23 protein-coding genes are annotated in these 25,657 nt (G+C 47.2%); 18 read left to right on the top strand and 5 right to left on the bottom strand.

The window, feature by feature from the left end:
• The first annotated feature begins 58 nt into the window (after window positions 1-58).
• The 4 genes from ABDB98_RS01590 to ABDB98_RS01605 all read left to right on the top strand — a co-directional run bounded on the left by ABDB98_RS01590 (window position 59) and on the right by ABDB98_RS01605 (window position 5,464).
• Window positions 59-1,492 carry a YfcC family protein gene (locus ABDB98_RS01590; protein WP_438421156.1) on the top strand — a complete coding sequence of 478 codons (1,434 nt, stop codon included), beginning with the start codon at window positions 59-61 and terminating at the stop codon, window positions 1,490-1,492.
• A gap of 92 nt (window positions 1,493-1,584) precedes the next feature.
• Window positions 1,585-2,073: a DUF6773 family protein gene (locus ABDB98_RS01595; protein ID WP_438421157.1), complete on the top strand. Its 489-nt coding sequence runs from the start codon at window positions 1,585-1,587 to the stop codon at window positions 2,071-2,073.
• A gap of 216 nt (window positions 2,074-2,289) precedes the next feature.
• The gene (gene amyE, locus ABDB98_RS01600) at window positions 2,290-4,269 is read left to right on the top strand and encodes an alpha-amylase (protein WP_438421158.1); all 1,980 of its coding nucleotides are present in this window, start codon (window positions 2,290-2,292) and stop codon (window positions 4,267-4,269) included.
• Between the two features lie 241 nt (window positions 4,270-4,510).
• On the top strand, window positions 4,511-5,464 hold the full coding sequence (locus ABDB98_RS01605; protein ID WP_438421159.1) for an L-lactate dehydrogenase: 954 nt from the start codon (window positions 4,511-4,513) through the stop codon (window positions 5,462-5,464).
• A gap of 41 nt (window positions 5,465-5,505) precedes the next feature.
• Here the strand turns inward: ABDB98_RS01605 and ABDB98_RS01610 are convergent, their stop codons facing one another.
• Window positions 5,506-7,038 (bottom strand): MDR family MFS transporter, encoded by a 1,533-nt coding sequence (locus ABDB98_RS01610; RefSeq protein WP_016936823.1) that lies wholly within the window; start codon window positions 7,036-7,038, stop codon window positions 5,506-5,508.
• 113 nt (window positions 7,039-7,151) lie between these two features.
• Between ABDB98_RS01610 and ABDB98_RS01615 the strand changes: the two genes are divergently transcribed.
• The 3 genes from ABDB98_RS01615 (at window position 7,152) to ABDB98_RS01625 (ending at window position 9,129) form a co-directional block, all read left to right on the top strand.
• On the top strand, window positions 7,152-7,613 hold the full coding sequence (locus ABDB98_RS01615; RefSeq protein ID WP_438421160.1) for a MarR family transcriptional regulator: 462 nt from the start codon (window positions 7,152-7,154) through the stop codon (window positions 7,611-7,613).
• A gap of 63 nt (window positions 7,614-7,676) precedes the next feature.
• Window positions 7,677-8,306, top strand: a complete 630-nt coding sequence (locus tag ABDB98_RS01620) for a LysE family translocator (RefSeq protein WP_014469715.1) — start codon at window positions 7,677-7,679, stop codon at window positions 8,304-8,306.
• A 67-nt stretch (window positions 8,307-8,373) separates the two neighbouring features.
• Complete coding sequence (locus tag ABDB98_RS01625) at window positions 8,374-9,129, top strand: YqcI/YcgG family protein (RefSeq protein WP_438421161.1); 756 nt, start codon at window positions 8,374-8,376, stop codon at window positions 9,127-9,129.
• Here the strand turns inward: ABDB98_RS01625 and ABDB98_RS01630 are convergent.
• A complete protein-coding gene (locus tag ABDB98_RS01630) occupies window positions 9,124-10,452 on the bottom strand; it encodes an amino acid permease (RefSeq protein ID WP_438421162.1) in 1,329 nt (442 codons plus the stop codon). The genes ABDB98_RS01625 and ABDB98_RS01630 overlap by 6 nt on opposite strands.
• A 124-nt stretch (window positions 10,453-10,576) precedes the next feature.
• On the opposite strand from ABDB98_RS01630, the gene ABDB98_RS01635 reads away from it, so the two are divergent.
• On the top strand, window positions 10,577-11,173 hold the full coding sequence (locus ABDB98_RS01635; RefSeq protein WP_269775351.1) for a DUF1989 domain-containing protein: 597 nt from the start codon (window positions 10,577-10,579) through the stop codon (window positions 11,171-11,173).
• A gap of 136 nt (window positions 11,174-11,309) precedes the next feature.
• Complete coding sequence (gene nadE, locus ABDB98_RS01640) at window positions 11,310-12,128, top strand: ammonia-dependent NAD(+) synthetase (RefSeq protein WP_060963648.1); 819 nt, start codon at window positions 11,310-11,312, stop codon at window positions 12,126-12,128.
• A gap of 61 nt (window positions 12,129-12,189) precedes the next feature.
• Here the strand turns inward: nadE and ABDB98_RS01645 are convergent.
• The 3 genes from ABDB98_RS01645 to ABDB98_RS01655 form a co-directional block, all read right to left on the bottom strand.
• Window positions 12,190-13,340, bottom strand: a protein-coding gene (locus ABDB98_RS01645; RefSeq protein ID WP_438421163.1) for an IS3 family transposase whose coding sequence is annotated in 2 segments (ribosomal slippage) — window positions 12,190-13,067 and window positions 13,067-13,340 — 1,152 coding nt in all. Because the reading frame shifts where the segments join, the coding sequence is not laid out codon by codon here.
• A gap of 125 nt (window positions 13,341-13,465) precedes the next feature.
• Window positions 13,466-13,750 carry an antimicrobial peptide LCI gene (locus ABDB98_RS01650; protein WP_064777957.1) on the bottom strand — a complete coding sequence of 95 codons (285 nt, stop codon included), beginning with the start codon at window positions 13,748-13,750 and terminating at the stop codon, window positions 13,466-13,468.
• Between the two features lie 131 nt (window positions 13,751-13,881).
• Complete coding sequence (locus ABDB98_RS01655) at window positions 13,882-14,670, bottom strand: sugar phosphate isomerase/epimerase family protein (RefSeq protein WP_438421164.1); 789 nt, start codon at window positions 14,668-14,670, stop codon at window positions 13,882-13,884.
• Between the two features lie 206 nt (window positions 14,671-14,876).
• Between ABDB98_RS01655 and ABDB98_RS01660 the strand changes: the two genes are divergently transcribed.
• The 9 genes from ABDB98_RS01660 (at window position 14,877) to ABDB98_RS01700 (ending at window position 25,626) form a co-directional block, all read left to right on the top strand.
• Complete coding sequence (locus tag ABDB98_RS01660) at window positions 14,877-16,187, top strand: MFS transporter (RefSeq protein ID WP_016936816.1); 1,311 nt, start codon at window positions 14,877-14,879, stop codon at window positions 16,185-16,187.
• 94 nt (window positions 16,188-16,281) lie between these two features.
• Entirely contained in the window at window positions 16,282-16,842 is a 561-nt protein-coding gene (locus ABDB98_RS01665) for a shikimate kinase (RefSeq protein WP_438421165.1), read from the top strand.
• Window positions 16,843-17,019: 177 nt separating this feature from the next.
• Entirely contained in the window at window positions 17,020-17,976 is a 957-nt protein-coding gene (gene cah / locus ABDB98_RS01670) for a cephalosporin C deacetylase (protein ID WP_438421166.1), read from the top strand.
• A 65-nt stretch (window positions 17,977-18,041) separates the two neighbouring features.
• On the top strand, window positions 18,042-18,827 hold the full coding sequence (locus tag ABDB98_RS01675) for a nucleotidyltransferase domain-containing protein (protein WP_438421167.1): 786 nt from the start codon (window positions 18,042-18,044) through the stop codon (window positions 18,825-18,827).
• 187 nt (window positions 18,828-19,014) lie between these two features.
• On the top strand, window positions 19,015-19,926 hold the full coding sequence (locus ABDB98_RS01680) for a proline dehydrogenase family protein (RefSeq protein ID WP_101605621.1): 912 nt from the start codon (window positions 19,015-19,017) through the stop codon (window positions 19,924-19,926).
• A gap of 17 nt (window positions 19,927-19,943) precedes the next feature.
• A complete protein-coding gene (gene pruA, locus ABDB98_RS01685) occupies window positions 19,944-21,491 on the top strand; it encodes an L-glutamate gamma-semialdehyde dehydrogenase (RefSeq protein WP_016936812.1) in 1,548 nt (515 codons plus the stop codon).
• Window positions 21,492-21,582: 91 nt separating this feature from the next.
• Entirely contained in the window at window positions 21,583-23,037 is a 1,455-nt protein-coding gene (gene putP, locus ABDB98_RS01690; RefSeq protein ID WP_438421168.1) for a sodium/proline symporter PutP, read from the top strand.
• Window positions 23,038-23,194: 157 nt separating this feature from the next.
• Window positions 23,195-24,430, top strand: a complete 1,236-nt coding sequence (locus tag ABDB98_RS01695; RefSeq protein WP_016936810.1) for a PucR family transcriptional regulator — start codon at window positions 23,195-23,197, stop codon at window positions 24,428-24,430.
• Window positions 24,431-24,615: 185 nt separating this feature from the next.
• The gene (locus tag ABDB98_RS01700) at window positions 24,616-25,626 is read left to right on the top strand and encodes an NAD(P)/FAD-dependent oxidoreductase (RefSeq protein ID WP_438421169.1); all 1,011 of its coding nucleotides are present in this window, start codon (window positions 24,616-24,618) and stop codon (window positions 25,624-25,626) included.
• Window positions 25,627-25,657 lie beyond the last annotated feature (31 nt).

Here is a 25,657-nt window from a genome sequence, read left to right on the forward strand (position 1 = left end):
ATAGCACATATCTGTATTTTCTGAATAGTTTATAAATTTAAAGCGGGATGGTGATGTTATGGCTGTGCCGAAGACCGAACCTGTATTGAAAAAGAAAAAAATGTTTGTCATGCCTGATGCTTATGTGCTGCTGTTCATTGTCGCTTTACTTTGCGCGATAGCGTCGTACATCGTTCCCGCTGGAGAATTCGACAGGGTGACAAAGGGCAGTGTGACATCTGCCGTCCCTGGAAGTTATCATTCTCTGGATCAGTCCCCTGTCAGCCCGATCGCCTTTTTTACCGCGATTCAGGAAGGGATGACAAGTTCCGCACCGATTATCTTTCTGATCCTGTTTACGGGCGGCACCATTGCAATTTTAGAGAAAACGGGCGCCATCAGTGGATTGATTAATAACGTGATCAGTACGTTCCGCACAAAACAGCTGCTGTTTATTGCGATTGTCGGATCTCTATTTTCGCTTCTCGGCACAACCGGCATCGTCGTCAATTCCGTGATCGGTTTTATTCCGATCGGCCTGATCGTCGCCCGTTCGCTGAAATGGGATGCCGTGGCCGGAGCAGCCGTCATTTATATCGGCTGTTATGCGGGGTTTAACGCGACGATTCTATCACCTTCACCGCTCGGGTTATCACAAAGCATCGCGGAGCTGCCGATGTTTTCCGGCATCGGCCTGCGGATTGCCGTCTACATTTGTTTTCTGCTATCATCTATTTTATATATTTATCGGTATACGAGAAGACTCAGAAAAGCAAAGGACGCCAGTCTGTTAGGGAACGATTGGTTTCCGGCGGCAGGCTCAATCCGGCAGGTTTCTGATCAGGAGGACAAGCATGTCCCGTTTACTGTCCGCCATAAGCTGATTCTGGCTGTTGCAGCTTTGTCGCTTGCCGGCTTTTTGTACGGTGCGCTAACCCTTGGCTGGTCTGATTCAGAAATGGCCGCCGTGTTCATTTTTATCTCGATCGTGTCCGGACTGATTGCGGGGATGGCGGCAAATGATATCGCAAAAACGTTTATCACAGGCTGCCAGGGTCTCGTTTACGGCGCGCTGATTGTCGGAATGGCGAGAAGCATTTCCGTTATCCTGGAACACGGAAAGCTGCTTGATACGGTAGTTAATGGACTTGCGTCACTGCTCCACGGTTTCAGCCCGATGGCAGGCGCAATCGGAATGTATATTTCCAGTGCCCTGCTTCATTTTCTGATTTCATCAGGATCGGGGGAGGCGGTCGTATTTATACCGATTTTGGCTCCGCTTGCCGATCTGATGGGCATCACGAGACAGGTGGCAGTTGAAGCGGTCATGCTCGGAGAAGGCGTTGTAAACTGTGTCAATCCGACATCGGGCGTATTGATGGCCGTACTGGCCGCAAGCGGTATTCCGTACGTAAAGTGGCTTCGCTTTATGGTTCCGCTGGCGCTGATCTGGTTTGTGATCGGACTGGTGTTTATCTGCATAGGCGTTTTGATCAAATGGGGTCCTTATTAAACGTTTTTGTCAATGATATTTCGGTTTATCATTATGAATCGGCAAGATATAATGGGAGTTGTAAGCCATTCTTAAAAGTACGGGAGGAAGTCATGAATCAGCGTCGGAACCGACTTTCAAACGTGAATGGAAAGAGTGAGAGTGTGAAAGAGAAAGAACGAATGATTTGGTCAGAAGTCGGAATGCTTGTGGGCACACTGTCTTTGCTTGATATCATCGTACGCGGACTTGTCCTGAACTGTCCGTTTAGGGAATGGGCCGGAAGCTTGGCGGTTTTCTTCATTATAATTGTTTATTATTGTATCAGAGCAGGAGCGGCGGGAATGCTCATGCCGAGAATAGACACCAAGGAAGAACTGCGAAAACGAGTGAAGCAGCAGCGGATCGATTCAATTGCGGTCGCTTTTGCGGCAGCTGCGCTTACGATATACGATAGGGGGCTGCCCCATACATTCTTTGCTTGGCTGAAAATGATCTTTCTTTTTATCGTCTGCGGAGGCGTTCTGTTTTTGCTTCGGTATGTCATTGTGAAGCTGTCTTACAGAAGAGCGATAAAAGAAGTGAAAAAGAAATCATCTTGATAGGTGGTTTCTTTTTTTGTTGATCTGATAGGAATATAGATTTGATTTCACTCTGCCACGTTGCTTTGATAGAGAGAGTGTGATAAGTTGAAATGAAAGCGTTAACAAAATTCTCCAGTCTTCACACCATTCGAAAGGAGGAAGCTGAAGAAAGGGTAAGAGGAATTTTTGACTCCGCAGTCAGTCTTAAAAAAAATCAAATAAGGAGTGTCAAAAATGTTTGAAAAACGATTCAAAACCTCTTTACTGCCGTTATTCGCCGGATTTTTATTGCTGTTTCATTTGGTTTTGTCAGGGCCTGCGGCTGCAAACGCTGAAACCGCAGACAAATCAAATGAGGTGACCGCATCTTCAGTCAAAAGCGGAACCATCCTTCATGCCTGGAATTGGTCGTTCAATACGTTAACACAAAATATGAAAGATATTCGTGATGCGGGCTATGCGGCCATTCAGACGTCTCCGATCAACCAAGTTAAGGAAGGGAACCAAGGAGATAAAAGCATGAGGAACTGGTACTGGCTGTATCAGCCGACATCGTACCAAATCGGCAACCGTTACTTAGGAACTGAACAAGAATTTAAGGACATGTGCGCAGCCGCAGAAAAATATGGCGTAAAAGTCATTGTCGATGCGGTCATCAATCATACGACCAGTGATTATGGCGCGATTTCTGACGAGATTAAGCGTATTCCAAACTGGACCCATGGAAACACACAAATTAAAAATTGGTCGGACAGATGGGATGTCACTCAAAATTCGCTGCTGGGGCTGTATGATTGGAATACTCAAAATACTGAGGTGCAAACCTATCTGAAACGCTTCTTGGAAAGAGCATTAAATGACGGAGCAGACGGATTCCGCTATGATGCCGCCAAGCATATAGAGCTTCCGGATGACGGGAATTACGGCAGCCAATTTTGGCCGAATATCACAAATACAGCGGCGGAATTCCAATACGGAGAAATCCTGCAAGACAGCGCGTCCAGAGATACTGCTTATGCGAATTATATGAATGTGACCGCTTCAAATTATGGGCATTCCATCAGGTCCGCCTTGAAGAACCGCAATCTGAGTGTATCGAATATTTCCCATTATGCATCTGATGTGTCTGCGGACAAATTGGTCACATGGGTGGAATCCCATGATACGTATGCCAATGATGAGGAAGAGTCTACATGGATGAGCGATGACGATATCCGTTTAGGCTGGGCAGTGATCGGTTCCCGCTCAGGAAGTACACCTCTTTTCTTTTCCAGACCTGAGGGCGGAGGAAATGGTGTAAGATTTCCCGGAAAAAGTCAAATAGGCGATCGCGGGAGCGCCTTATTTAAAGATCAGGCGATCACTGCGGTCAATCTATTTCACAATGTCATGGCCGGGCAGCCTGAGGAACTCTCGAATCCGAATGGAAACAATCAAATCTTTATGAATCAGCGCGGCTCAAAAGGCGTTGTGCTGGCAAATGCAGGATCGTCTTCCGTTGCCGTCAATGCTTCAACGAAATTACCTGACGGCAGGTATGATAATAGAGCCGGCACCGGTTCATTTCAAGTAACGAACGGTAAACTGACAGGCACGATCAATGCCAGATCCGCGGCTGTTCTTTATCCTGACGATATCGGAAATGCGCCTCATGTCTTCCTCGAGAATTATCAAACGGGGGCAGTCCATTCTTTCAACGATCAGCTGACGGTCACCCTGCGTGCAAATGCGAAAACAACAAAAGCCGTTTATCAGATCAATAATGGGCAGCAGACGGCGTTTAAGGACGGGGACCGATTAACGATCGGAAAAGGAGATCCAATCGGCACGGCATACGATATCAAGTTAACCGGAACGAACAGCGAGGGTGCAGAGAGAACCCAAGAATACACGTTTGTCAAAAGAGACCCGTCTCAAGCCAACATCATTGGCTATCAGAATCCGGACCATTGGGGCCAGGTAAATGCTTATATCTATAAACATGATGGAGGCAGGGCCATAGAATTAACCGGATCGTGGCCGGGGAAAGCCATGACTAAGAATGCAGATGGAATTTACACGCTGACGCTGCCTGAGAATGCGGATACGGCCAACGCCAAAGTGATTTTTAACAATGGCAGCGCCCAAGTGCCCGGACAGAACCAGCCCGGCTTTGATTATGTGAAGAATGGTTTGTATAACAATTCTGGTTTAAATGGCTATCTTCGGCATTAATGAATAGAGAAATCAGGATTTCTCAGAATGCCTGACTAAGCGCCGCCTTCAATAATTTTTAATCAAGCTGAAAAGATGACAGAATCCTAAAACCCAACCGTTTTAGGATTCTGTCAAAAATCTGAGGGGGTTTTCAAGACAAAACTTTTCTCTTGCAAAAGTTTGTGAAATAGTGCACAATATAAATGTGAAATACTTCACAATAAAACAGACACCACGAAACACTGGAGGATAAGCATACATGATGAACGAACGAGTGAACAAAGTAGCATTAATCGGAGCAGGTTTTGTTGGAAGCAGTTATGCATTTGCGTTAATTAACCAAGGGATCACAGATGAGCTTGTGATCATTGATCTAAATAAAGAAAAAGCCATGGGAGATGTCATGGATTTAAACCACGGAAAGGCATTTGCGCCTCATCCGGTGAAAACGTCTTATGGAACGTATGAAGATTGCAAGGATGCCGATATCGTGTGCATCTGTGCCGGAGCCAACCAAAAGCCGGGCGAAACGAGACTTGAGCTGGTCGAAAAAAATCTCGCCATTTTCAAAGGCATTGTCGGTGAAGTCATGGCAAGCGGATTTGACGGCATCTTCCTCGTTGCCACAAACCCGGTCGACATTCTCACTTATGCGACATGGAAATTCAGCGGTCTGCCGAAAGAACGCGTCATCGGCAGCGGCACGACACTGGATTCTGCGAGATTCCGTTATATGCTGAGTGAATATTTCGGAGCCGCTCCGCAAAACGTACACGCCCACATTATCGGCGAGCACGGCGATACCGAGCTTCCTGTATGGAGTCACGCCAATATCGGCGGAGTGCCGGTGCAGCAATTGCTGGAGAAAAATGCAGCTTACAAACAGGACGAGCTGGATCAGATCGTTGACGATGTGAAAAACGCCGCCTATCATATTATTGAGAAAAAAGGCGCGACATATTACGGAGTGGCGATGAGCCTCGCCCGCATCACAAAAGCGATTTTGCGTAATGAAAACAGTATTTTAACCGTCAGCACATATCTGGACGGGCAATACGGTGTAAACGACGTCTTTATCGGCATTCCGGCCGTCGTCAATCGGAACGGCATCGCCGGTGTAACGGAACTTGAGCTGAATGAAACAGAACAGGCTCAATTCAGCCATAGCGCAAACGTGCTGAAAGACATTCTCGCTCCGCATTTCGCGGAGTAAACAAAAAAGCAGTACATGGCAAATGCCATGTACTGCTTTTTTTAATTCGCTTTTTTCGCCATTTCCTGAGAGGTTTTCACTCTCGCTTTTCCCATAAACAAAATGGTGATGGCCGCGATGACGATCGGCGCCAGAGCAAGCGTGAATACATACGTGATGCTCTGCGACATTGCGTCAATAATTTGATCCAGAATGTGCGGCGGAATATGAGCGCGCGTGCCGGCCTGGAAAATGTCCTGAGGATTTCCGATGTTCTGCATCGCGCCGCCCGCTCCTTTCATGCCGCTGAATGAATCGGTCAGCTTGTTGGTAAACACATTCGTCTGGATGGTTCCGAAAATCGTCACACCGAGTGTCATGCCGAATGATCTCAAAAACGAGTTTGTTGAGTTGGCGCTTCCGCGGTAGCGCGGCTCGAGATCGTTCATGGACGCTGCCGGCAGCAGTGAGAAGTTGAAGCCGACGCCGAATCCAGAGATCAGCATGAATACCGTCAGCATCGTGCGCGCCGTATCCGGAGTCATATTGGAAAGCAGCAGCATTCCGATAAAGAAAGCGACCACGGAAATCAGCATCAAATTACGGAACCGCACTTTCGTCTGGAAAATCCCGCCGATCATACTTCCGATAACAGAACCGATCATCATCGGCGTCAAAATAAAGCCCGCGCTCGTCGCGGTGCTGCCGTACACAGCCTGAACGAAAATCGGGATAAATACCGCTAAAATCACAAATGTCGCTCCGTAAAGGAACGCCAGAATCTGTGCCGTGGCAAATAAACGGTTTTTAAACATCCAAAAAGAAATAATCGGTTCTTCCGCTTTTCTTTCTACAATGAAAAAGGCGATAAAGAACACGGCGAACACAGCGAACAGACCGATGATCTGAACGGAGTCCCAATCATACGTTTTCCCGCCGAGCTCAAGAGCGAACATCAGACCGACAATGGAAACCACCAGCGTAATCGCGCCGGCCCAGTCGATTTTCTGTTTCTTGTGCTCAAGTGATTCTTTATAATAACGAAGAATGAAAAATAACGATAGGATGCCGATCGGCACGTTGATGTAAAATACCCAGTGCCAGCTGATGGAGTCGGTAATGAGCGCGCCTAAAAGCGGTCCGAGAACGCTGGACAGGCCGAAAACGGCGCCGAACATCCCCGACATTTTTCCGCGTTTTTCAGGCGGAAATAAATCAAAAATGATGGTGAAAGCGATCGGCATCAGCGCGCCTCCGCCGATTCCCTGAATGACGCGGTAAATAATGAGCTGGTCCATTGTTTGGGCGATTCCGCATAATGCCGATCCGATTAAGAAAAGAATGAGACCGAATAAAAAGAAACGTTTCCGCCCGTACATATCGGACAGTTTGCCGTAAATCGGCATACCGGCCATTACGGCTACCATGTATGATGCCGTCACCCATGCGAACTTATCGAAACTTCCGAGGTCCGCCACGATATTTCCCATCGCGGTGGCAACGATTGTATTGTCCATAGCCGACATTAAAATGCCCAGCAAAAGGCCGATGACGACAAACTTCGTCGAGGCGTCCTTCGCGGCTGTTTGTTCCATGCTTTTTCCTCCTATACTTACTTTTGATCATCAAATTTGCTATGATCATATTAGATTTGCCGAAAATTATCTTGATCGTCAAGATAAATTGATTTTATAGGGAGGCCTGTCACTTGTCAACAAGAAATACCAGAAGCGAGACGGAGGAAACCGCGATACAGTTATTCCGGAAGATGGCCACAAGGACGATCCTGTTTCATCAGGCAGCCGCTCAATCTCTCGGTCTGTTTCCGACCGATTTGAAATCAGCTGATATTTTAAATGAAGCAGGCCCAATGACCGCGGGTGAGCTTGGGAAAAAAACCGGCCTCAGCACAGGTTCGGTAACGGCGCTCATTGACCGGCTCGAAAAAGCGGGATATGTCATGAGGAAAAAAGATCCCGAAGATAAACGGCGGGTGATCATTGTGCCGCTGACAGCGGGAAAAGCGAACGTGAAACAATTGTTCAGCTCCTTATCCCAGTCCACGATCAGCCTTTGCCGGCAATATCAAGAAGAAGAACTGCACCTGATATTCGATTTTCTCAAAAAAGTGACGGACATAATGGAAGATGAGCTTGAGAAATTAAAATAATATATCATAGCCCGGCCCATTCATGAATAATTTGTACAAGTTGCATGAATGAGGGGGAAGCCAATGAACATCTTTTTAAGCTACATCGTTCTCGGGCTGTCATTGTCAGCACCTGTCGGCCCGGTCAATGCGGCGCAAATTGACAAAGGCATTAAGAACGGCTTTTGGCATGCATGGATCTTCGGTCTTGGCGCCATGGCGGCAGACGGGCTGTATATGATTCTGATTTATTTCGGGCTGTCTCAATTTTTGACGGCGCCTTTCGTGAAGACGTTTTTGTGGCTTTTCGGTTTTTTCGTGCTGACCTACACGGGCGTCGAAACGTTAAAAAATATAAGGGAAGCCATGAACGTCAGAAGCGGAAAAGGAAAACCGGCTTTTTACAAAACATTCGGTGCGGGGTTTTTTATTTCTCTTTCCAATCCGCTGAGCATTTTATTCTGGCTCGGCATATACGGCAGCATTCTCGCCAAAACCGCTGAATCCTTTGATGCGAACCAGCTTTTGATTTACAGCTCCGGCATTCTTCTCGGCATTTTGATCTGGGATTTCTGCATGGCGATTGCCGCAAGCACTTTCAGAAACCTTCTCCACGAAAAAGCGCTTCGCTGGCTGACGGGAGCGGCAGGTGTGTCTTTGATCGTTTTTGGTTTTTATTTCGGATGGCAGGGGATTCAAATGCTCATCTCATAAATAGAAGGACTGTCACCCATCGCCTATCTCCATCATAACGTATCATGACGATACTGGAGGTGGGCCGATGGCAAGCGGGCTGTACACAAAAAGTTGCCTTGAGGAAAAGTTATTGGATCTGCCAAATTGGCAGAGAATCGCTTTTGAGCTTCTATCAGAAAAAGTAGGCGATGAAGCGGACACCTTTCCGTGCATACCCGGACGTCAGGGATTTCTGACAGATCAGCTTCGGATATCCTTTGCGGGTGATCCCCGTGAGCAGGGGACCCCGGAGGAAGTGGGGATGCTGCTGTCCGAATACGGAAAAATCTCAAGGGAAACCGGAAGATACGCGTCGCTGCTTGTAATTTTTGATACGCCTGAGGATTTAGCTGAACATTATTCCATTGAGGCGTATGAAGAGCTGTTCTGGTCTTTTTTAAACCGGCTGAGCGGCTGCGACCCGAAAGACTGGCCGGAAGATATGCCGGAAGATCCTGAACATTATAAATGGGAGTTCTGCTTTGACGGCGAGCCGTATTTTATTCTGTGCGCAACGCCTGCACATGAAGCGAGACAAAGCAGAAGCTTCCCGTTTTTTATGCTGGCGTTTCAGCCGAGATGGGTTTTTGAAGGATTAAATGATTCAACCGCGTTCGGACGCAATATGAGCCGGCTGATCAGAAAACGTTTAGAGGCGTATGATGAAGCCCCTCTTCATCCCCGATTGGGGTGGTACGGAGGAAAAGACAATTTAGAATGGAAGCAATATTTCCTCCGTGATGATGAGACGCAAGTATCAAAATGTCCTTTTTCCTATTTGAAAAGATTGTTTAAGCTATGATCCGGCAGGGCTGTGTCCCTGCTTTTTTTGTACGATCCATGTCACGATCGCAATGACGGCAAGAAAACAAAGGCTGACCAGAAAACCGGGCCGGCTCGATTTCTCAAACAGCGTCCCGGAGACGGCTGCCGCAATCAGCACCAGAGCGATAAAAATCTGTGCCGTTCCTACTTTTGTCGGTTCGATCAATTTCTTGCCTGAGAACAAAATGAACAGCCACGTATACAGAAGCATCAGGCCTGCTGCGGTGGTCATGTGTTCATATATATTTTTCGGCAGCACCAATGACAGGATGATGGAGACGATGAGTCCGGCGAATGTCAATCCGAGCGCAGGCCAGCAGATTTTCTTATTTTCCTTCAATCTGAAGCATTTCGGCGCATCTCCGTCATCAGCCATCGTACAAAGCAATGTCGTCACGGCAAACAGCGAGGCGACGAGCGTAGAAAACCCCGCAATAATAAAAATCCCGTTAAAAATATCAAGAATGACATCTAAATGAAAGCCTTTCAGAGATGTAATAAACGGGCTGTCCTGTTCGGTGAATTTGCCCAGAGGCACTAACAATAGCGCCAGGCCGAGAGAAATGACGTAAATCACTGCAAGAACGATAAGCATCAGTCTGCCTGATTTTGAGGCTTCCTCCGGCTTTTTCAAATGTACGGTCATCAGCCCCAAGACCTCAATTCCCCCGAAAGCGTAAAACGCATAAATCAGCCCCGTCCACAAACCCATCGCTCCGTGCGGGAACAAATCCTTTGATTCATTCGGCACCTGGACATCCGGTTTATGAGAAAATATACCGCACAGCGCCAAAATGGCGATGACGATAAACATAAAAATGGCCGCCGTCTTGACAACAGCGAGCACATTCTCCGTTTTTTGAAAAACGGACAGCCCCGTAAAAATAATTAAAAGACCGAGCACCGCATAGATGGAGGCGAGAATCCACAGCGGCATATTCGGAAACCAATGCTTCGTAAACAGCGAGATGGCTGTCAGCTGGCTTCCCGTAATCAGCATTTCAGACGACCAGTACACCCAGCCGTTGCTGAAACCGGCCCAAGAGCCGAAAGCCTTTCTCGCATAAGCGCAAAAAGACCCCTTTTCGGGCTGCTTAGCCGAAAGCTTCGCGAGCTGCTCAAAGACAAAATAGGTGCCGAGCCCGGCAATGAGAAATGAGATCAGCGCGGAATATCCGCTTTTGACAATAGCGATACTGGACCCGAGAAAAAAGCCCGTCCCGATTGTGCAGCCGACGCCGATTAAAGAGAGCTGCCACCAAGCGAGATTTCCTTTAGGCTGGTCCTGTGATTTACCCATGTAATTCAACCCCTTTATTAAAGCTTAGATTGCAGCCGGCAGAACGGGAATATACATCCAATAAATTGCTTTACATGAAACAAACGGCCGGGGTTCATAATAGAAGAAAAAAAGGAGCAGTCTGATGACACAGCAATTTATCGTACCGCCGAAAAAAGGGCTCGGCCTGAAGGTTCACAAAGGGCAGATTATAAAAGTAGTCGATGTGGAAGGACAGCAGGTGGCTGATTTTACGGCGTATCATGCCAAGGACTTCTATGAGCATCTTGATCAGGGCGCGACGATTGATGCCAATCAGTCCATTCATGTAAAAACAGGCGATCATATTTATTCAAATTTATATAAGCCGATGCTGACGCTGATTGAAGATACTGTCGGCAAGCATGACCTGCTGCTTCCCGCCTGCCGCCCGGATATGAACAGGCTTTTATACGGAAAGCATAAAGACGAGCTCCAGGATACGTGCTATGACAATATGAGCGGGGCGCTTGAACCATTCGGGGTGCCGCGGCCGCCTATGCATTACCCGTTTGCCATCTTTATGAATACAGTGCTTGATGAGAAGGGGAACTTGTCAGTCGAAACGCCTCTGTCTGACGCGGGTGATTACGTACGGCTCCGTGCGGAAATGGATCTCGTCGTCGCGTTTTCATCCTGCCCGATCGAAAAAGGAAAATGCAACGGCGACAGCATTACGGCGCTTCGGGTGGAAATCAGCTGATCCCGGTGTGTATTTGATTCACTTAAAAACTGCACCTGTGCTATATTTAACAGAGAGTCGTACATAGTGGCATGATTCATTTTCAGCATGAACGGGAAATGAATCATAAAGAAACAATGCAGGAGGAGTGATTGGGATGAGCATCCAGAAACAAATTATGAATGATCTCCACGTAAAACCCTCAATTGATCCGAAACAAGAAATTGAGGACAGAGTGAACTTTTTGAAACAATATTTGAAAAAAACAGGTGCTAAAGGCTTTGTGCTCGGCATCAGCGGGGGGCAGGATTCCACGCTTGCGGGACGCCTTGCCCAATTGGCGGCTGAACGCATCAGAGAGGAAGGCGGAGACGCGGAGTTTATCGCCGTCCGTCTTCCGCACGGCGCACAGCAGGATGAGGATGACGCCCAATTGGCACTCAAATTCATTAAGCCTGATCAATCATGGACGTTTGATATTAAGTCCGCTGTCAGCGCGTTCGCCGATCAGTACAAAAAAGAAACGGGCGATCAGCTGACTGATTTTAACAAAGGAAATGTAAAAGCCAGAATGAGAATGATCGCGCAATATGCCATCGGCGGACAAGAGGGGCTGCTTGTCATCGGTACCGACCATGCGGCTGAAGCGGTGACCGGTTTCTTCACGAAATACGGTGACGGCGGAGCTGACCTGCTGCCGCTGACCGGATTAACGAAACGGCAGGGCAGACGTTTATTAGAAGAGCTCGGCGCACCGGAACGCCTGTATTTGAAATTACCGACGGCCGATCTGCTCGATGAAAAACCGCAGCAGACGGACGAGACAGAGCTCGGCATCACATACAATGACATTGATGATTATTTAGAAGGCAAGGACGTTTCTTCCGAAGTGATTGAGGCGCTGGAAAAACGCTATCTCAGTACGGAACATAAGCGTCAGGTGCCGGCCTCAATGTTTGATGATTGGTGGAAATAGAATGAAAAAACCTCCTTTTTGGGGACTGACCCCCGTTTTTGAGACAGGGATCAAAACACCTTTAAGCAGCCAGCTGTCGGTATGTGACCGGCGGCTGGTTGTTTAGTTTCGTTTGAATACGAATGTTGTTATAATAGTGTATATAGGTTTCGACAGTTTGTTCTACGATGGTCGTCGTAGTGCTTTCCAACCTGTCGAGGTAGAACGTTTCAGACTTTAGTGAGGAATGAAACGATTCGATGGAGGCATTATCAGCGGGCGTCCCTTTGCGGGACATGCTCATGGTAATGCCTTTTGTTTTAACAGCTTTCTGATACTCATAAGATGTATAAACAGAACCTTGGTCACTATGTAACACGCAGTTCTCTGGCAGTGCGGGCAGCTGATCAAGTGTGTGTAAGACAAAGTCTGTGTCCTGTCTATCGCCAATCGTAAAAGCAATCACTTCTCCATTGTATAAATCCAATATACTGGAAAGATACAATGGTTTCTGCCCATAAGGCAAATATGTGATATCCGTTACTAGCTTTTCCAGAGGGCGATCAGACTGAAAGTTCCGATCCAATATATTCTCGGCCACGGCATATGGCTGCCCATTCTTCTTGCGCTTTTTCACTTTAACCCGGCATTGCCACTGATTCTTCTGCATAATGCGCTGAACCGTTTTATGATTCATACGCATTCCCTTTTTTAATATGGCTGTGATTTTCCGATAGCCATATCGATACTTGTGTTCTCGGCACAACGTGCCGATTTGTTTTTCTAAATGGTATTTAGGGTTATCTTTCATCAGATTCTTCTTCCAACGATAATAAGATGCTCGTGAGATACCTAAATGAATACAGATATCCTGTATGGTCATTGTGCCGCGCAATGCTTCTACAAGCTCGACTGGCGTTTCGCTATCAGCTTCCTTTCCAATTCGTTGTACTTTTTTAACACTTCATTCTGTTGTCTCAGATAACGATTTTCTGCCTGCAGTTTCTCTAATTCGGAAGAATATTCTGGACCTTTTCCATAAGAATACTGCTTTCCGACAGGTTGTTCGAATCGATGTGTATCCCCAGCTTTATACCACCTGACCCATGTCTGAATCTGCGTCTTATTCTTTATATTCAATTCCTGCATGATCTCCTTCACAGGCACGCCCGCCAATCTCATTTCTACAGCCTTCTGTTTGACTTCAACCGGATAACTCACTCTTGTCCTCATAGAAAAACACCTCCAAGTCTAATTTCGGATAACAACGATCCGTTTTCAAACTTGAAGGTGTTTTTTGTTTGTCTCATATTATGGGGTCAGTCCCTTGAAAGGGAGGTTTTTTGTTTATCTCATTTTTATTTATCTACACTTTCATAAACCCCTATCCAAATCCCTCTGCCGCTGTCATAAGTTTTGCTTTTGAAAATCCACGTTGTTCCGTTTAAAACGAAAGAAGCAGCGAAATTGCCGTCAGGGCTTTGAACGAGCTTGACTGCATTAATGCCGGCATCTGCTTTCGTTGAGATTGGGCTATTTTCCACGGATGAAGATGCTGTTGGTGATGCGGCAAAGGCAGGAGCGGCAGACATCAGTAAGGCAAGAGACAGCGCAGAACCGGTTAACACTTTTTTGAATTTCATTTCGAACACTCCCTTTTCAAATGAAATGCATTACAGTGTTAATAATTAGACAATTATCCATAAAATTCCTTCTCTGTTTCTAAAATTTTTTTCTTAATTTGAAAAAACATCCCTTCAGAGGGGATGTTTTTTTATTTCTTAAAGCAGTGCCTGATCTCATTCAGAGATTCTTTCATATGCGCTTCAGCATGACGACCGAAGTATTCGAGTGACACGAATCCGCCGTATTGCTTGTTCAACAGTTCTTTCAGAAAGGGTTCCTGCCGTAAATCGCCTTGCAGAACAGACACCGGCTTGCTGAGATACCAGTTGTCAAAATTCCAGTGATAGTTTTTCAGGTGGATATGGCTGACGGTATGATACAGTTTTTCTAAAGCAGACATTTGGTCCACGTGATTGACGTGAAGGTTGGAGCCGTCAAAAATGATGCGGACCCGCGGATGTCCGACATCCTCTAAAAATGCCAGCGCCGCTTCCGGTGTATCCGCGTACGTATCGTAATGAATCTCAAGCCCGATATTGACGTCATAGTCATCTGCGAGCAGTGCCGCCTCCTGAAATTGATCCACCGCGCTCTGCCACTTTTCCGGTGACGTCCGGTGCGAAGGCAGGTTGCCCGCAAAGACTCTGATCAGGGGGCTGTGCAGCTGCCTCGCCGCGCTTAATGCCCTTTGAACATCCTTTAACGCCTGCCTTTCATCCTGAGTGGCGAAGTCAGTGTACAAGCTGACAGCGGGCACTTCGAAGCCTTCCTCCTGAAGCTGCTGATCAAGCCTGTCGAGCGGGCCGATTTCCTTTATATATTGTTGGGCGTGTCCGTCCCACAGTTCGATTCCGTCAAAGGAGTGCTCTTTTGCGAAAGAAATGACATCGAGAATATGCTTTTTTTTAAACCCTGTCGTGCAAAAGCTCAGTTTCATCAGTAATCCTCCCGTTAACTGTCTATCCTATATGTGTTTTTTCCCCGGATAAGCTGCGGATAAACAGACGAAAAGGGTAAACACTTTTTTTATGGAAGCGGTGCAGTATTGAACACAAATTGTTTAGCGCTTTTTTGCGTCAAAGTATTAAATAATTGCTCGAAGTGTTGTACAATTAATGTCATTCGAGTAAGGGGGAGAAGCCATTGAAAAATGAAACGGAGCTGACGGACTTCAGGCCCGTCCGCAATAAACCGACTCGCGCTCGTTATGTGATACTGATTCTTTTGTTTTTTATCACTGCGATTAATTATATAGACCGTGCAAGTGTATCCATCGCCGCCCCGTCCATTCAGACTTCGCTGAACATAAGCCCCGCGCTTTTGGGCGTCGTATTTTCCGCATTCAGCTGGACCTATACGGGTATGCAGATTCCCGGCGGGCTTATTTTGGACAAATTCGGGTCAAAACGGACGTACGGAGTTTCTTTATTTGTCTGGTCGGTTTTCACCGGAGTGCAAGCTTTTGCGGCCAGTTTCGGATTTTTATTCGGCTGCCGCCTGATTATCGGGCTGGCTGAATCGCCTGCCTTTCCCGCAAACAACCGGATTGTCACGACATGGTTTCCGAGGAGGGAACGCGCCTTTGCGACGGGTGTTTACACAGCGGGGGAATATGTCGGACTGGCGTTCGCCACACCGGTTTTATTCTGGGTATTAACGGCATTCGACTGGCGAGCCGTCTTTATTTCCTCAGGGCTGCTCGGGCTTGTTTTCTCCGTTTTCTGGTTTAAGATGTATCAGGAGCCGAACCGGTATCGGAAAGTGAACCGGGAAGAGCTTGAATATATTAAAGAAGGCGGCGGGCTGACAGAGGTGTCTGAATCAGCCGGCAGGATCACGTGGCGGGATTTCGTCCAGCTTCTTAAATACCGCAAGCTTGTCGGCTTGTATATCGGGCAATTCGCCGTAGCGTCCACGCTGTTCTTCTTTTTGACATGGTTTCCGACTTATCTGGCGGAGGCAAAGCACATGGCTTTCTTAAAAGTCGGCTTCGCCGCATCAATCCCGTATATCGCCGCCTTTTTCGGCGTATTGTTCGGCGGATTTTGGTCTGACGGCATGATGAAGCGGGGCGTATCAGTGAACGTTGCCCGAAAGACGCCCGTTATCCTCGGTCTTCTGCTGACGGGCTCCATCGTGCTCGCGAATGTTACGGATTCTTCCCCGGCGGTTTTGGCGATCTTATCCATTGCTTCTTTTGCGCAGGGCATGTCCAATATTTCCTGGACGATGCTGAGTGAAGTGGCGCCAAGCGAGACAATCGGATTGGCAGGGGGCGTGTTTAACTTTTTCGCCAATATGGCCGGTATTATCACGCCGCTTATTATCGGGTTTATCGTCTCTGCGACCGGTTCATACAACGGTGCGATTCTGTTTGTCGGCGCTGTCGCCTTTATCGGGGCGTTTTCTTATATTTTCATTGTCGGAAAGGTGGAACGCATTACGCTCCGGTAGATCGAAAAACTCATCGTATTATCTCTATATTTCAATATGGAGTTATCATATAATAAACATAACTTTTTCATTCCTTAGGAGGATTTCGCCGAAGATGAACGCAAAACGTGCCATTCCCGTAAGAGAAAGAAATATTGTACTGATCGGATTCATGGGTGTCGGTAAGACAACAATCGGCCAGCTGGTCGCTAAAAAATTATACAGAGACTTCATTGATATTGATTTGCAGATTGAGAAAGATTTCAACATGTCCATCCCGGAAATGTTTGAGAAAAAGGGTGAAGCCTTTTTCCGTCAGACTGAAAAGGACTATATATTAGATATTTGCCGCAATACGAAATTCAAGATCGTGTCTCTTGGGGGCGGTTCGTTTAAACAAGAGGAAATCAGACAATGCTGCCTGGAAAACTGTCTTGTGCTCCATCTTGATTTATCATGGGAGAATTGGAAGCAGCGGGCTGACCTGCTGATTGAAAGCCGTCCCGTTCTGCATAACCGTTCAATGGATGAAATGCAGCAGCTCTTTAACGAGCGCCAAAGCATCTATGATAAACATAATTCAAAAGTGACAACGGATAATCTGGAACCTGAAGAAATTGCCGATTATATCGTTGAAACGTTAAAAATCGGCTGGGACCTGTATCAGCCGATGTAAAAAGAGCTGTGCCGCTGTGAGCGCACAGCTCTTTTTTGTTTTCTGTTAAACAAACGTTTGATAAAAAGTGAAAGCATCCGCCGATCATTTATAAAAATGTTTAGAAAATAAGGGTAAAATCATGTTAAGATAGAGTCAGAAAATTAAATCTTATAAAACAAAGGAGAATAATCGGATATGCAATTATACGACTTGCCGCTTGACCAACTGCAAACCTATAAACCAAATAAAACCGCTCCTCATGACTTTGCGGATTTTTGGGCATCATCATTACATGAGCTTGCAAAGGAAGAGGCAAAGCCTGATTTGATGCCTGAAAGCTATCCGGCTGACGGCGTGAAAGTATTCCGGCTGAAATACCGAAGCTTCGGCAAGGCGGAAATTGAGGGATGGTATGCCGTTCCCGACCGAAAAGGCCCGCATCCGGCCATCGTGAAATACCACGGCTACAACGCAAGCTATGACGGGGATATACATGACATCGTAAATTGGGCGCTTCACGGATATGCCGCGTTCGGGATGCTTGTCCGCGGCCAGCACAGCAGCACAGATACAAGCGTCTCACCGCACGGGCACGTTCCCGGCTGGATGACGAAAGGGATTTTAGACAAAGATACATATTATTACCGCGGTGTGTACTTAGACGCAGTAAGGGCTCTTGAAGTCATCAGCAGCTTTGATGAAGTGGATGAAACGAGAATCGCCGTCATCGGGGGGAGCCAGGGAGGCGGGCTTTCCATCGCCGCGGCAGCGCTTTCCGACATTCCGAGAGCGGTTGCGGCTGATTATCCGTACTTAAGCAATTTTGAGCGGGCGATTGATGTCGCACTAGATGAGCCGTATCTTGAGATTAACTCCTTTTTCAGAAAAAACGGCAGCCCTGAAACGGAGAAGGCCGCAATGAATACACTGGCCTATTTTGATATCATGAATCTGGCGGACCGCGTAAAGGTGCCGGTTCTCATGTCCATCGGGCTGATTGACCGGGTGACTCCGCCGTCGACGGTATTTGCCGCTTACAATCATCTGGAAACGGAAAAAGAATTGAAAGTTTACCGGTATTTCGGCCATGAATATATACCTTCTTTCCATACGGAAAAGCTGGCCTTTCTGAAAGCGCATCTGAAAGGCTGACAGCAGTGAAAAGCCCAAGTGTTTGGGCTTTTTTCATGAATGATGACGGAAAAGGACGGATACAAATGAAACAAAGGATCATTGAAGAATTAAAACGAATGGAGGCAAAGCACGACGTTAAGGTGCTTTACGCCGTAGAGTCGGGAAGCCGCGCATGGGGATTTCCGTCAAGCGAAAGCGACTACGATGTACGGTTTCTCTATGTGCCGAAAAAAGAATGGTACTTTTCCATTGAACCGCATAGGGATGTCATAGAAGAGCCGATCCATGACATGCTTGACATCAGCGGCTGGGAACTGAGAAAAGCCCTGCAGCTCTTTAAAAAATCAAATCCGCCTCTTTTGGAATGGCTTTCTTCTGAGATGATCTATTATGAAGCTTTCACAGCGGCTGAAAAGCTCCGAAAACTGAAAACCCGCGCCTTTTCGCCCGAAGCATGCCTCTATCATTATCTCAATATGGCAAAGCGGAATGAAAAAACGGAATTGCGGGGCAGTGCAGTGAAGATTAAAAAGTATTTTTATGTCCTGCGGCCTCTCCTTGCCTGCAAGTGGATTGAAACGTTCGGCACCGTACCGCCGATGTCATTTTCTGTACTGGCAGATGCCCTATTGACGGATGAAGCGCTCATTTCTGAAATCAGCACACTGCTTACAAGGAAAAAAAGCGGACAGGAACTGGCTCCGGAACCCGGAAATATGATCATTCATGCCTTTATAGAAGAGGAAATAGAACGCATCGGTCAGTATGCCAAAACGGTCAAAACACCGAAACCGGATATAACGGACGAACTGAATCAGCTTTTGATTCAGACCGTCGAAGAGGCTTGGGAAGAAAAAGGCGGGAATTGACGATTTCTGTCATTTCCGTCCGCCTTTTTTCGGCATGATCCGCCTGCTCTCTAAGAAGCTGATTGTGGAAAAACCACAAAAATTTATCAGAATCTTTGTATTTTTAGAATATTGTGAGAGGATGTTTTGTCCATTTACAATAGACTCATACAAATACTTCTTAGATTGCGGGGTGTTAAGGTTGGAAGTGATTACAAGAGATTTTTTCTTATTTTTATCCAAGAGCAGCTTTCTCAATAAGATGGCGCGAGGCTGGGGAAGCCGTGTGGCAGCCGGCAAAATCATCGGAGGAATGGATATCCGCAGTTCTATCCCGACAATCCGACATTTGAACAGCCAAGGGCTGTCAGTTACTGTCGATCATTTGGGTGAATTTGTCAACAGCGGTGATGTCGCGAAAGAACGCACCGAGGAGTGCATGCAGACCATCGCTTTAATCGCTGATGAACAGCTGAATTCCCAAGTGTCATTAAAAATGACGTCTTTAGGTCTTGATATAGATCTCGATCTCGTCTATGAAAATATGACGAAAATCCTCCAGACGGCGGAAAAACATAAAGTCATGGTGACGATTGACATGGAGGATGAGACGAGATGCCAGAAAACGCTGGATATCTTTAAAGACTTCCGAAGCCGGTATGAATACGTAAGCACCGTAGTGCAGGCTTATCTGTACAGAACGGAGAAGGACCTTGATGATCTTGACCCGCTGAATCCGTTTCTGCGCCTTGTCAAAGGAGCCTATAAAGAATCGGAAAAGGTGGCCTATCCTGAAAAAAGCGATGTAGATGAAAATTATAAAAGACTCATCCGCAAACAGCTTTTAAAGGGACATTATACGGCAATTGCCACGCATGACGACAAGATGATCGAGTTCACAAAGCAGCTTGTCAAAGAGCACGGCATTCCACACGACCGCTTTGAGTTTCAGATGCTGTACGGTATGCGCTCGCAAACCCAGCTCAGCCTAGTGGAAGAAGGATACAACATGAGAGTCTACCTGCCTTACGGCGATGATTGGTACGGCTATTTCATGAGACGGCTCGCTGAACGCCCCTCAAATATCGCATTCGCCTTTAAAGGAATGACTAAGAAGTAAAAAAGGGAGAGATGACAATGACTACACCTTATAAACACGAACCATTCACGAATTTCCAAGATCAATCGAATGTTGAAGAATTCAAGAAAGCGCTTGCGAAGGTAAGCGAGTATCTGGGAAAAGATTATCCTCTTGTCATTAACGGTGAAAGAGTGGAAACAGAAGCGAAAATCGTTTCAATCAACCCGGCTGATAAAGAAGAAGTTGTCGGCAGAGTGTCAAAAGCTTCTCAAGAGCACGCTGAGCAAGCGATTGAAGCGGCCGCGAAAGCGTTCGAAGAGTGGAGATACACATCTCCTGAAGAAAGAGCGGCTGTCCTGTTCCGCGCGGCTGCCAAAGTCCGCCGCAGAAAGCATGAATTCTCCGCCCTGCTCGTCAAGGAGGCGGGAAAGCCTTGGAACGAAGCTGATGCGGATACCGCTGAAGCCATCGACTTTATGGAGTACTATGCGCGCCAAATGATCGAACTGGCAAAAGGCAAACCGGTCAACAGCCGCGAAGGCGAGAAGAACCAATATGTCTACACACCGACAGGCGTAACGGTCGTCATTCCGCCATGGAACTTCCTCTTTGCGATTATGGCGGGAACGACGGTGGCACCGATCGTAACGGGCAACACGGTCGTTCTTAAACCGGCAAGCGCGACACCGGTCATCGCGGCGAAATTCGTAGAAGTGCTTGAAGAATCAGGCCTTCCGAAGGGCGTTGTCAACTTTGTTCCGGGAAGCGGAGCGGAAGTGGGAGACTATCTCGTCGATCACCCGAAAACAAGCATCATTACATTTACGGGATCACGTGAAGTCGGTACGAGAATTTTTGAACGTGCGGCGAAAGTGCAGCCGGGACAGCAACATCTGAAACGCGTCATTGCAGAAATGGGCGGTAAAGATACGGTTGTCGTTGACGAAGATGCGGACATTGAATTGGCGGCGCAATCCATCTTTACATCAGCATTCGGCTTCGCGGGACAAAAATGTTCTGCCGGTTCCCGCGCGGTTGTGCATGAAAAAGTATACGATGCCGTCTTGGAGCGCGTCATCGAAATCACTGAATCAAAAGTGACGGCAAGCCCTGACAGCGCTGACGTGTATATGGGGCCTGTCATCGACCAAGGCTCTTACGATAAAATCATGAGCTACATTGAAATCGGAAAAGAAGAAGGCCGTTTAGTAAGCGGCGGCACCGGAGATGATTCAAAAGGCTACTTTATCAAGCCGACGATCTTCGCTGACCTTGATCCGAAAGCCAGACTCATGCAGGAAGAAATTTTCGGGCCGGTCGTCGGGTTTTCTAAAGTATCAAACTTTGATGAAGCGCTGGAAGTGGCAAACAATACCGAATACGGTTTGACAGGAGCGGTCATTACAAATAACCGCAAACATATTGAACGGGCGAAACAGGAATTCCATGTCGGCAACCTGTACTTCAACCGCAACTGTACGGGAGCGATTGTCGGATATCATCCGTTCGGAGGCTTTAAAATGTCCGGCACTGATTCAAAAGCGGGCGGCCCGGATTATTTGGCCCTCCACATGCAGGCGAAAACAATCAGTGAAATGTTTTAAGAGGGACTGAATGGGCATCCTCCTCGAGGGGGGTGTCCATTTCACCATAAACATATAAAGCGGAGGAGGAAATGCCATAGCAAACATTCAGTTGATTATATCCATTTGTATTTATATGGCGGGCATGCTGTTTATCGGTTATTTCGCCTACAGACGGACGTCAAATCTGACGGATTACATGCTCGGGGGGCGTTCTTTAGGTCCTGCCGTCACAGCGCTCAGCGCGGGAGCGGCGGATATGAGCGGATGGCTCTTGATGGGGCTTCCGGGCGCCATGTTCTCAACGGGGTTAAGCGGAGCTTGGATTGTCATCGGCCTTGTGCTCGGAGCATGGGCGAACTGGCTTTTCGTGGCGCCGAGACTGAGAACGTATACTGAACAAGCGGGGAATTCCATCACCATTCCGGGTTTCCTTGAGAATCGTTTCGGTGATCATACGAAGCTTCTCAGACTGTTTTCGGGTCTTGTCATTCTCGTCTTTTTCACATTTTACGTATCATCGGGCATGGTGTCCGGAGGCGTTCTATTCAACAGCATTTTAGGGTGGGATTACCACACCGGGTTGTGGGCCGTGACAGGCGTCGTTGTCGCCTACACCTTGTTCGGGGGCTTTTTGGCGGTAAGCTGGACGGACTTTGTCCAAGGGATCATCATGTTTGCGGCGCTTATTCTCGTGCCGATTGTGACGATTTTTCATACGGGCGGCCCGGGAGAAACCGTTGCCGATATCCGTTCCGTCAACCCGGAACTGTTTAATATGTTCAAAGGAACGACCGTCCTTGGCATTATTTCTTTATTTGCGTGGGGGCTCGGCTATTTCGGGCAGCCGCATATTATTGTGCGCTTTATGGCGATCACATCTGTGAAAGAAATCAAACGCGCCAGACGGATCGGAATGGGATGGATGATTTTGTCTGCACTAGGCGCGCTGTTTACGGGTCTTGCGGGAATCGCGTATTACCATCAGCACGGACTGAAGCTGGCTGATCCGGAAACCATTTTTATTCAGCTCGGCAACATTCTGTTCCACCCGATTATTACGGGATTTCTCATTTCTGCGATTTTAGCGGCCATTATGAGTACGATTTCGTCTCAGCTGCTCGTTACGTCCAGTTCTTTAGTAGAGGATTTGTATAAGTCCATGTTCAGGCGTTCGGCTTCTGATAAGGAACTCGTATTTCTGGGGAGAATGGCAGTGCTTGCGGTGTCAATCATCGCCTTGGTGCTCGCCTGGGAGAAAAACAACACGATACTAGGTCTTGTCAGCTATGCATGGGCGGGATTCGGCGCGTCATTCGGGCCGGTCGTACTGCTCAGTTTATTTTGGAAACGGATGACGAAATGGGGGGCACTCGCCGGCATGATTGCGGGAGCGATTACCGTAATCATTTGGGCGAATGCCGGTCTTTCAGACTTTTTGTACGAAATCATTCCGGGCTTTGCTGGAAGCCTTGCCGCTGTATTTGTCGTCAGCTTATTGACACAGGCTCCGTCAAAAGATGTCACAGATCAGTTTCATGAGTACCGTGATACACTTTCTCAATAAAAGCAAGGAACGAGAGGAAGAAGGGACCGCCCTTTTTCCTCTTTTCACGATACAGAATTCCGGATTATGCTGTTTTGGGAATATATGAATTTTTTTCTATACAAAAAGTCACCCCTCAGAGTATGATAAAGATAAAAAGAGCATAGGAGAAATAGGTATGGAAGAGCTTTTAGAGAGAGTTTTTTCATTTACGGACATTGATAAATTAATTGATTTCATCAGTTACGAATTGCAGAAGCCCGTCATTCTGGAAAGTGCGGATTTCTTTTTGCTTGCCTATAATTCTTATTACATTAATCACTTCGACTCCGCCAACCAGCAGACGATATTTTCAAAAAAATGCCCCGTGCAGATTTTTGAGAGATTTCTGAAGGACGGGGTGATCGAAAAACTGAAAACCGTTCCTGAACCGTTCCGTGTTGAAAAAATAGACAGTATCGGGCTGAATCAGAGGGTGGTCGTAAGCGCAAAACATAAAGGGGAAGTGATGGGCTACATCTGGATTCAGGAGCTCGACCGCGATTTGACGGACGAGGAGCTCGACTTTTTATATGAAACCTCATTCCATGTCGGAAAAATCATCTATAAAACGAACCGGCTGAAACAGGAAAAGGAAGAGAGAGCGGAAGACCTGGTGAAACGGGCAATCTTTCAGCAATTCTCCTCTGAAAAGGAGTTCAGGCGGGAGGCGGAAAAGATGAACGCCGTGCTGCCGTCGGTTTTCTCGGTGGTTGTCCTGCATGCCGCAAATGGGGATGGGGAGGCAGTCGAAGATTTGAAGGAAAATATCAAATCGTACTTGAATTTGCGGGATAAAGTCAGTCACGTCTTAACCATTGATTCTAATATTGTCATCGTCGTCGCAAGCTTCTCGCAAAAAAGCTCCGGCACTTCGGCAGCATCTGAATTCATCCACAAACTGCTGACTCATTTTCACTTTCAGAAGATCCCCACTCCCATTTATATCGGAATCGGCAATGAATACAGCAGCATCCTGAAGCTCGGGAAAAGTTATATAGAAGCCCTTGAAGTCATAAAGGCCGCAGAAATTACCGGAAACCAGGAAAATATCCCGTACGAATACAGCAAGCTCGGGATCTACCGCTATCTTGAAAGCATCGAAGAAAAAAACGCCTCACTGGAATATGTAAACCATGATTTAGCTTTATTAAAAGCCAAGGATAGAGAAAGCAGCACCGAACTGCTGAAAACGTTAGAAATCTATCTCCTCAATAACTGCAAAACAAAACCAGCCGCAGAACAGCTTTTTATTCATCAAAACACATTGAACTACCGTATCAAACAGATTCTTGACATGACATCAATTAATTTAAACGACTTCAGGACAAGGTGCCAGCTGTATCTTGATATCATGCTGATGAAAAAGAAATAAAAAAGAAACCAGTCGCCGTACTGGTTTCAGCTTTAATACCCTCCCGCTTATCAATCTCAGAACCTCAGCCCTTTCCCAAGATGAGAAATGAATGAACACTGCTCCTCAATGTATGTTATACTCTTAGTGATATTGATTCTCAATTAGATATGTTTGAAGTATAGATATAAACGGGAGGCAGAATAATGGCGGGAAATCATGAGGTGTATGACGTCACGATTATAGGCGGGGGCCCGATCGGCCTGTTTACGGCTTTTTATTGCGGGATGCGCGAGCTGAAAACGAAAGTGATTGAATTTTTGCCGCGGCTCGGGGGGAAAGTGTCTATGTTTTTCCCGGAAAAAATTATCCGTGATATCGGCGGAATTCCGGGGATCGCCGGGGCACAGCTGATTAAGCAGCTGAAGGAGCAGGCGGCGACATTTGAGCCGGATATCGTGTTGAATCAGCGGGTGACCGGATTTGAGCGGCTGAATGACGGGACCATTGTGCTGGAAAGTTCTGAAGGGGAAAAGCACTATACACGCACCGTGATTTTGGCTGTCGGCATGGGAACGCTTGAGGTCAATGAGCTCAACAGCGCGGATGCGAGCCGTTATTCAGGGAAAAACCTTCATTATAAAGTGGAGAAGCTGGATGCGTTTGAAGGTAAGCATATCGTGATCTCCGGAGGGGGAGATGCCGCGGTTGACTGGGCGAATGAGCTGGAACCGATTGCGGCGTCTGTTACCGTCTTGCACCGCCGTGAGGAGTTCGGCGGTTTAGAAAGCAGCGTGGCGAAAATGAAGCAGTCTTCCGTGCGGGTGTTTGCGCCGTATCGTCTGAAGCATCTCAACGGCACCGAAGAACGGATCGAGAGCGTCACCGTTTGTCATACCGAGTCTGGCCTTTCTGAAGACATCAAGCTTGATGAGCTCATTATTAATCACGGATTTAAAATTGATCTCGGCCCGATGAAGGATTGGGGGCTTGAGATAGAAGAAGGCAGGATTAAAGCCGACAGACATATGCGGACGAATCTTCCAGGCGTGTTTGTTGCAGGTGACGCCGCCCATTATGAAAGCAAGCTCAGATTGATTGCCGGCGGGTTCACGGAGGGACCGACCGCCGTGAACAGCGCCAAAGCATATTTGGACCCGCAGGCGGATCAGATGGCGATGTATTCGACTCATCATAAGAAATTGGTGACACAATAAAAAAGGGAATGGCCCCCGATGTTGAGCCGGG

The sequence above is a fragment of the Bacillus siamensis genome (assembly GCF_051628075.1).
GTDB lineage: Bacteria > Bacillota > Bacilli > Bacillales > Bacillaceae > Bacillus > Bacillus siamensis.

What these genes read in the sequence shown, in the direction of transcription:
- ABDB98_RS01610 (WP_016936823.1), bottom strand. Translation starts at nt 7,038, where the DNA reads ATGGAACAAACAGCCGCGAAGGACGCCTCGACGAAGTTTGTCGTCATC.
- ABDB98_RS01635 (WP_269775351.1), top strand. Translation starts at nt 10,577, where the DNA reads ATGACACAGCAATTTATCGTACCGCCGAAAAAAGGGCTCGGCCTGAAG.
- ABDB98_RS01695 (WP_016936810.1), top strand. Translation starts at nt 23,195, where the DNA reads ATGGAAGAGCTTTTAGAGAGAGTTTTTTCATTTACGGACATTGATAAA.
- nadE (WP_060963648.1), top strand. Translation starts at nt 11,310, where the DNA reads ATGAGCATCCAGAAACAAATTATGAATGATCTCCACGTAAAACCCTCA.
- pruA (WP_016936812.1), top strand. Translation starts at nt 19,944, where the DNA reads ATGACTACACCTTATAAACACGAACCATTCACGAATTTCCAAGATCAA.
- ABDB98_RS01590 (WP_438421156.1), top strand. Translation starts at nt 59, where the DNA reads ATGGCTGTGCCGAAGACCGAACCTGTATTGAAAAAGAAAAAAATGTTT.
- ABDB98_RS01655 (WP_438421164.1), bottom strand. Translation starts at nt 14,670, where the DNA reads ATGAAACTGAGCTTTTGCACGACAGGGTTTAAAAAAAAGCATATTCTC.
- ABDB98_RS01630 (WP_438421162.1), bottom strand. Translation starts at nt 10,452, where the DNA reads ATGGGTAAATCACAGGACCAGCCTAAAGGAAATCTCGCTTGGTGGCAG.
- ABDB98_RS01650 (WP_064777957.1), bottom strand. Translation starts at nt 13,750, where the DNA reads ATGAAATTCAAAAAAGTGTTAACCGGTTCTGCGCTGTCTCTTGCCTTA.
- ABDB98_RS01620 (WP_014469715.1), top strand. Translation starts at nt 7,677, where the DNA reads ATGAACATCTTTTTAAGCTACATCGTTCTCGGGCTGTCATTGTCAGCA.
- ABDB98_RS01665 (WP_438421165.1), top strand. Translation starts at nt 16,282, where the DNA reads ATGAACGCAAAACGTGCCATTCCCGTAAGAGAAAGAAATATTGTACTG.
- amyE (WP_438421158.1), top strand. Translation starts at nt 2,290, where the DNA reads ATGTTTGAAAAACGATTCAAAACCTCTTTACTGCCGTTATTCGCCGGA.
- ABDB98_RS01700 (WP_438421169.1), top strand. Translation starts at nt 24,616, where the DNA reads ATGGCGGGAAATCATGAGGTGTATGACGTCACGATTATAGGCGGGGGC.
- ABDB98_RS01595 (WP_438421157.1), top strand. Translation starts at nt 1,585, where the DNA reads ATGAATCAGCGTCGGAACCGACTTTCAAACGTGAATGGAAAGAGTGAG.
- cah (WP_438421166.1), top strand. Translation starts at nt 17,020, where the DNA reads ATGCAATTATACGACTTGCCGCTTGACCAACTGCAAACCTATAAACCA.
- ABDB98_RS01605 (WP_438421159.1), top strand. Translation starts at nt 4,511, where the DNA reads ATGATGAACGAACGAGTGAACAAAGTAGCATTAATCGGAGCAGGTTTT.
- ABDB98_RS01675 (WP_438421167.1), top strand. Translation starts at nt 18,042, where the DNA reads ATGAAACAAAGGATCATTGAAGAATTAAAACGAATGGAGGCAAAGCAC.
- ABDB98_RS01625 (WP_438421161.1), top strand. Translation starts at nt 8,374, where the DNA reads ATGGCAAGCGGGCTGTACACAAAAAGTTGCCTTGAGGAAAAGTTATTG.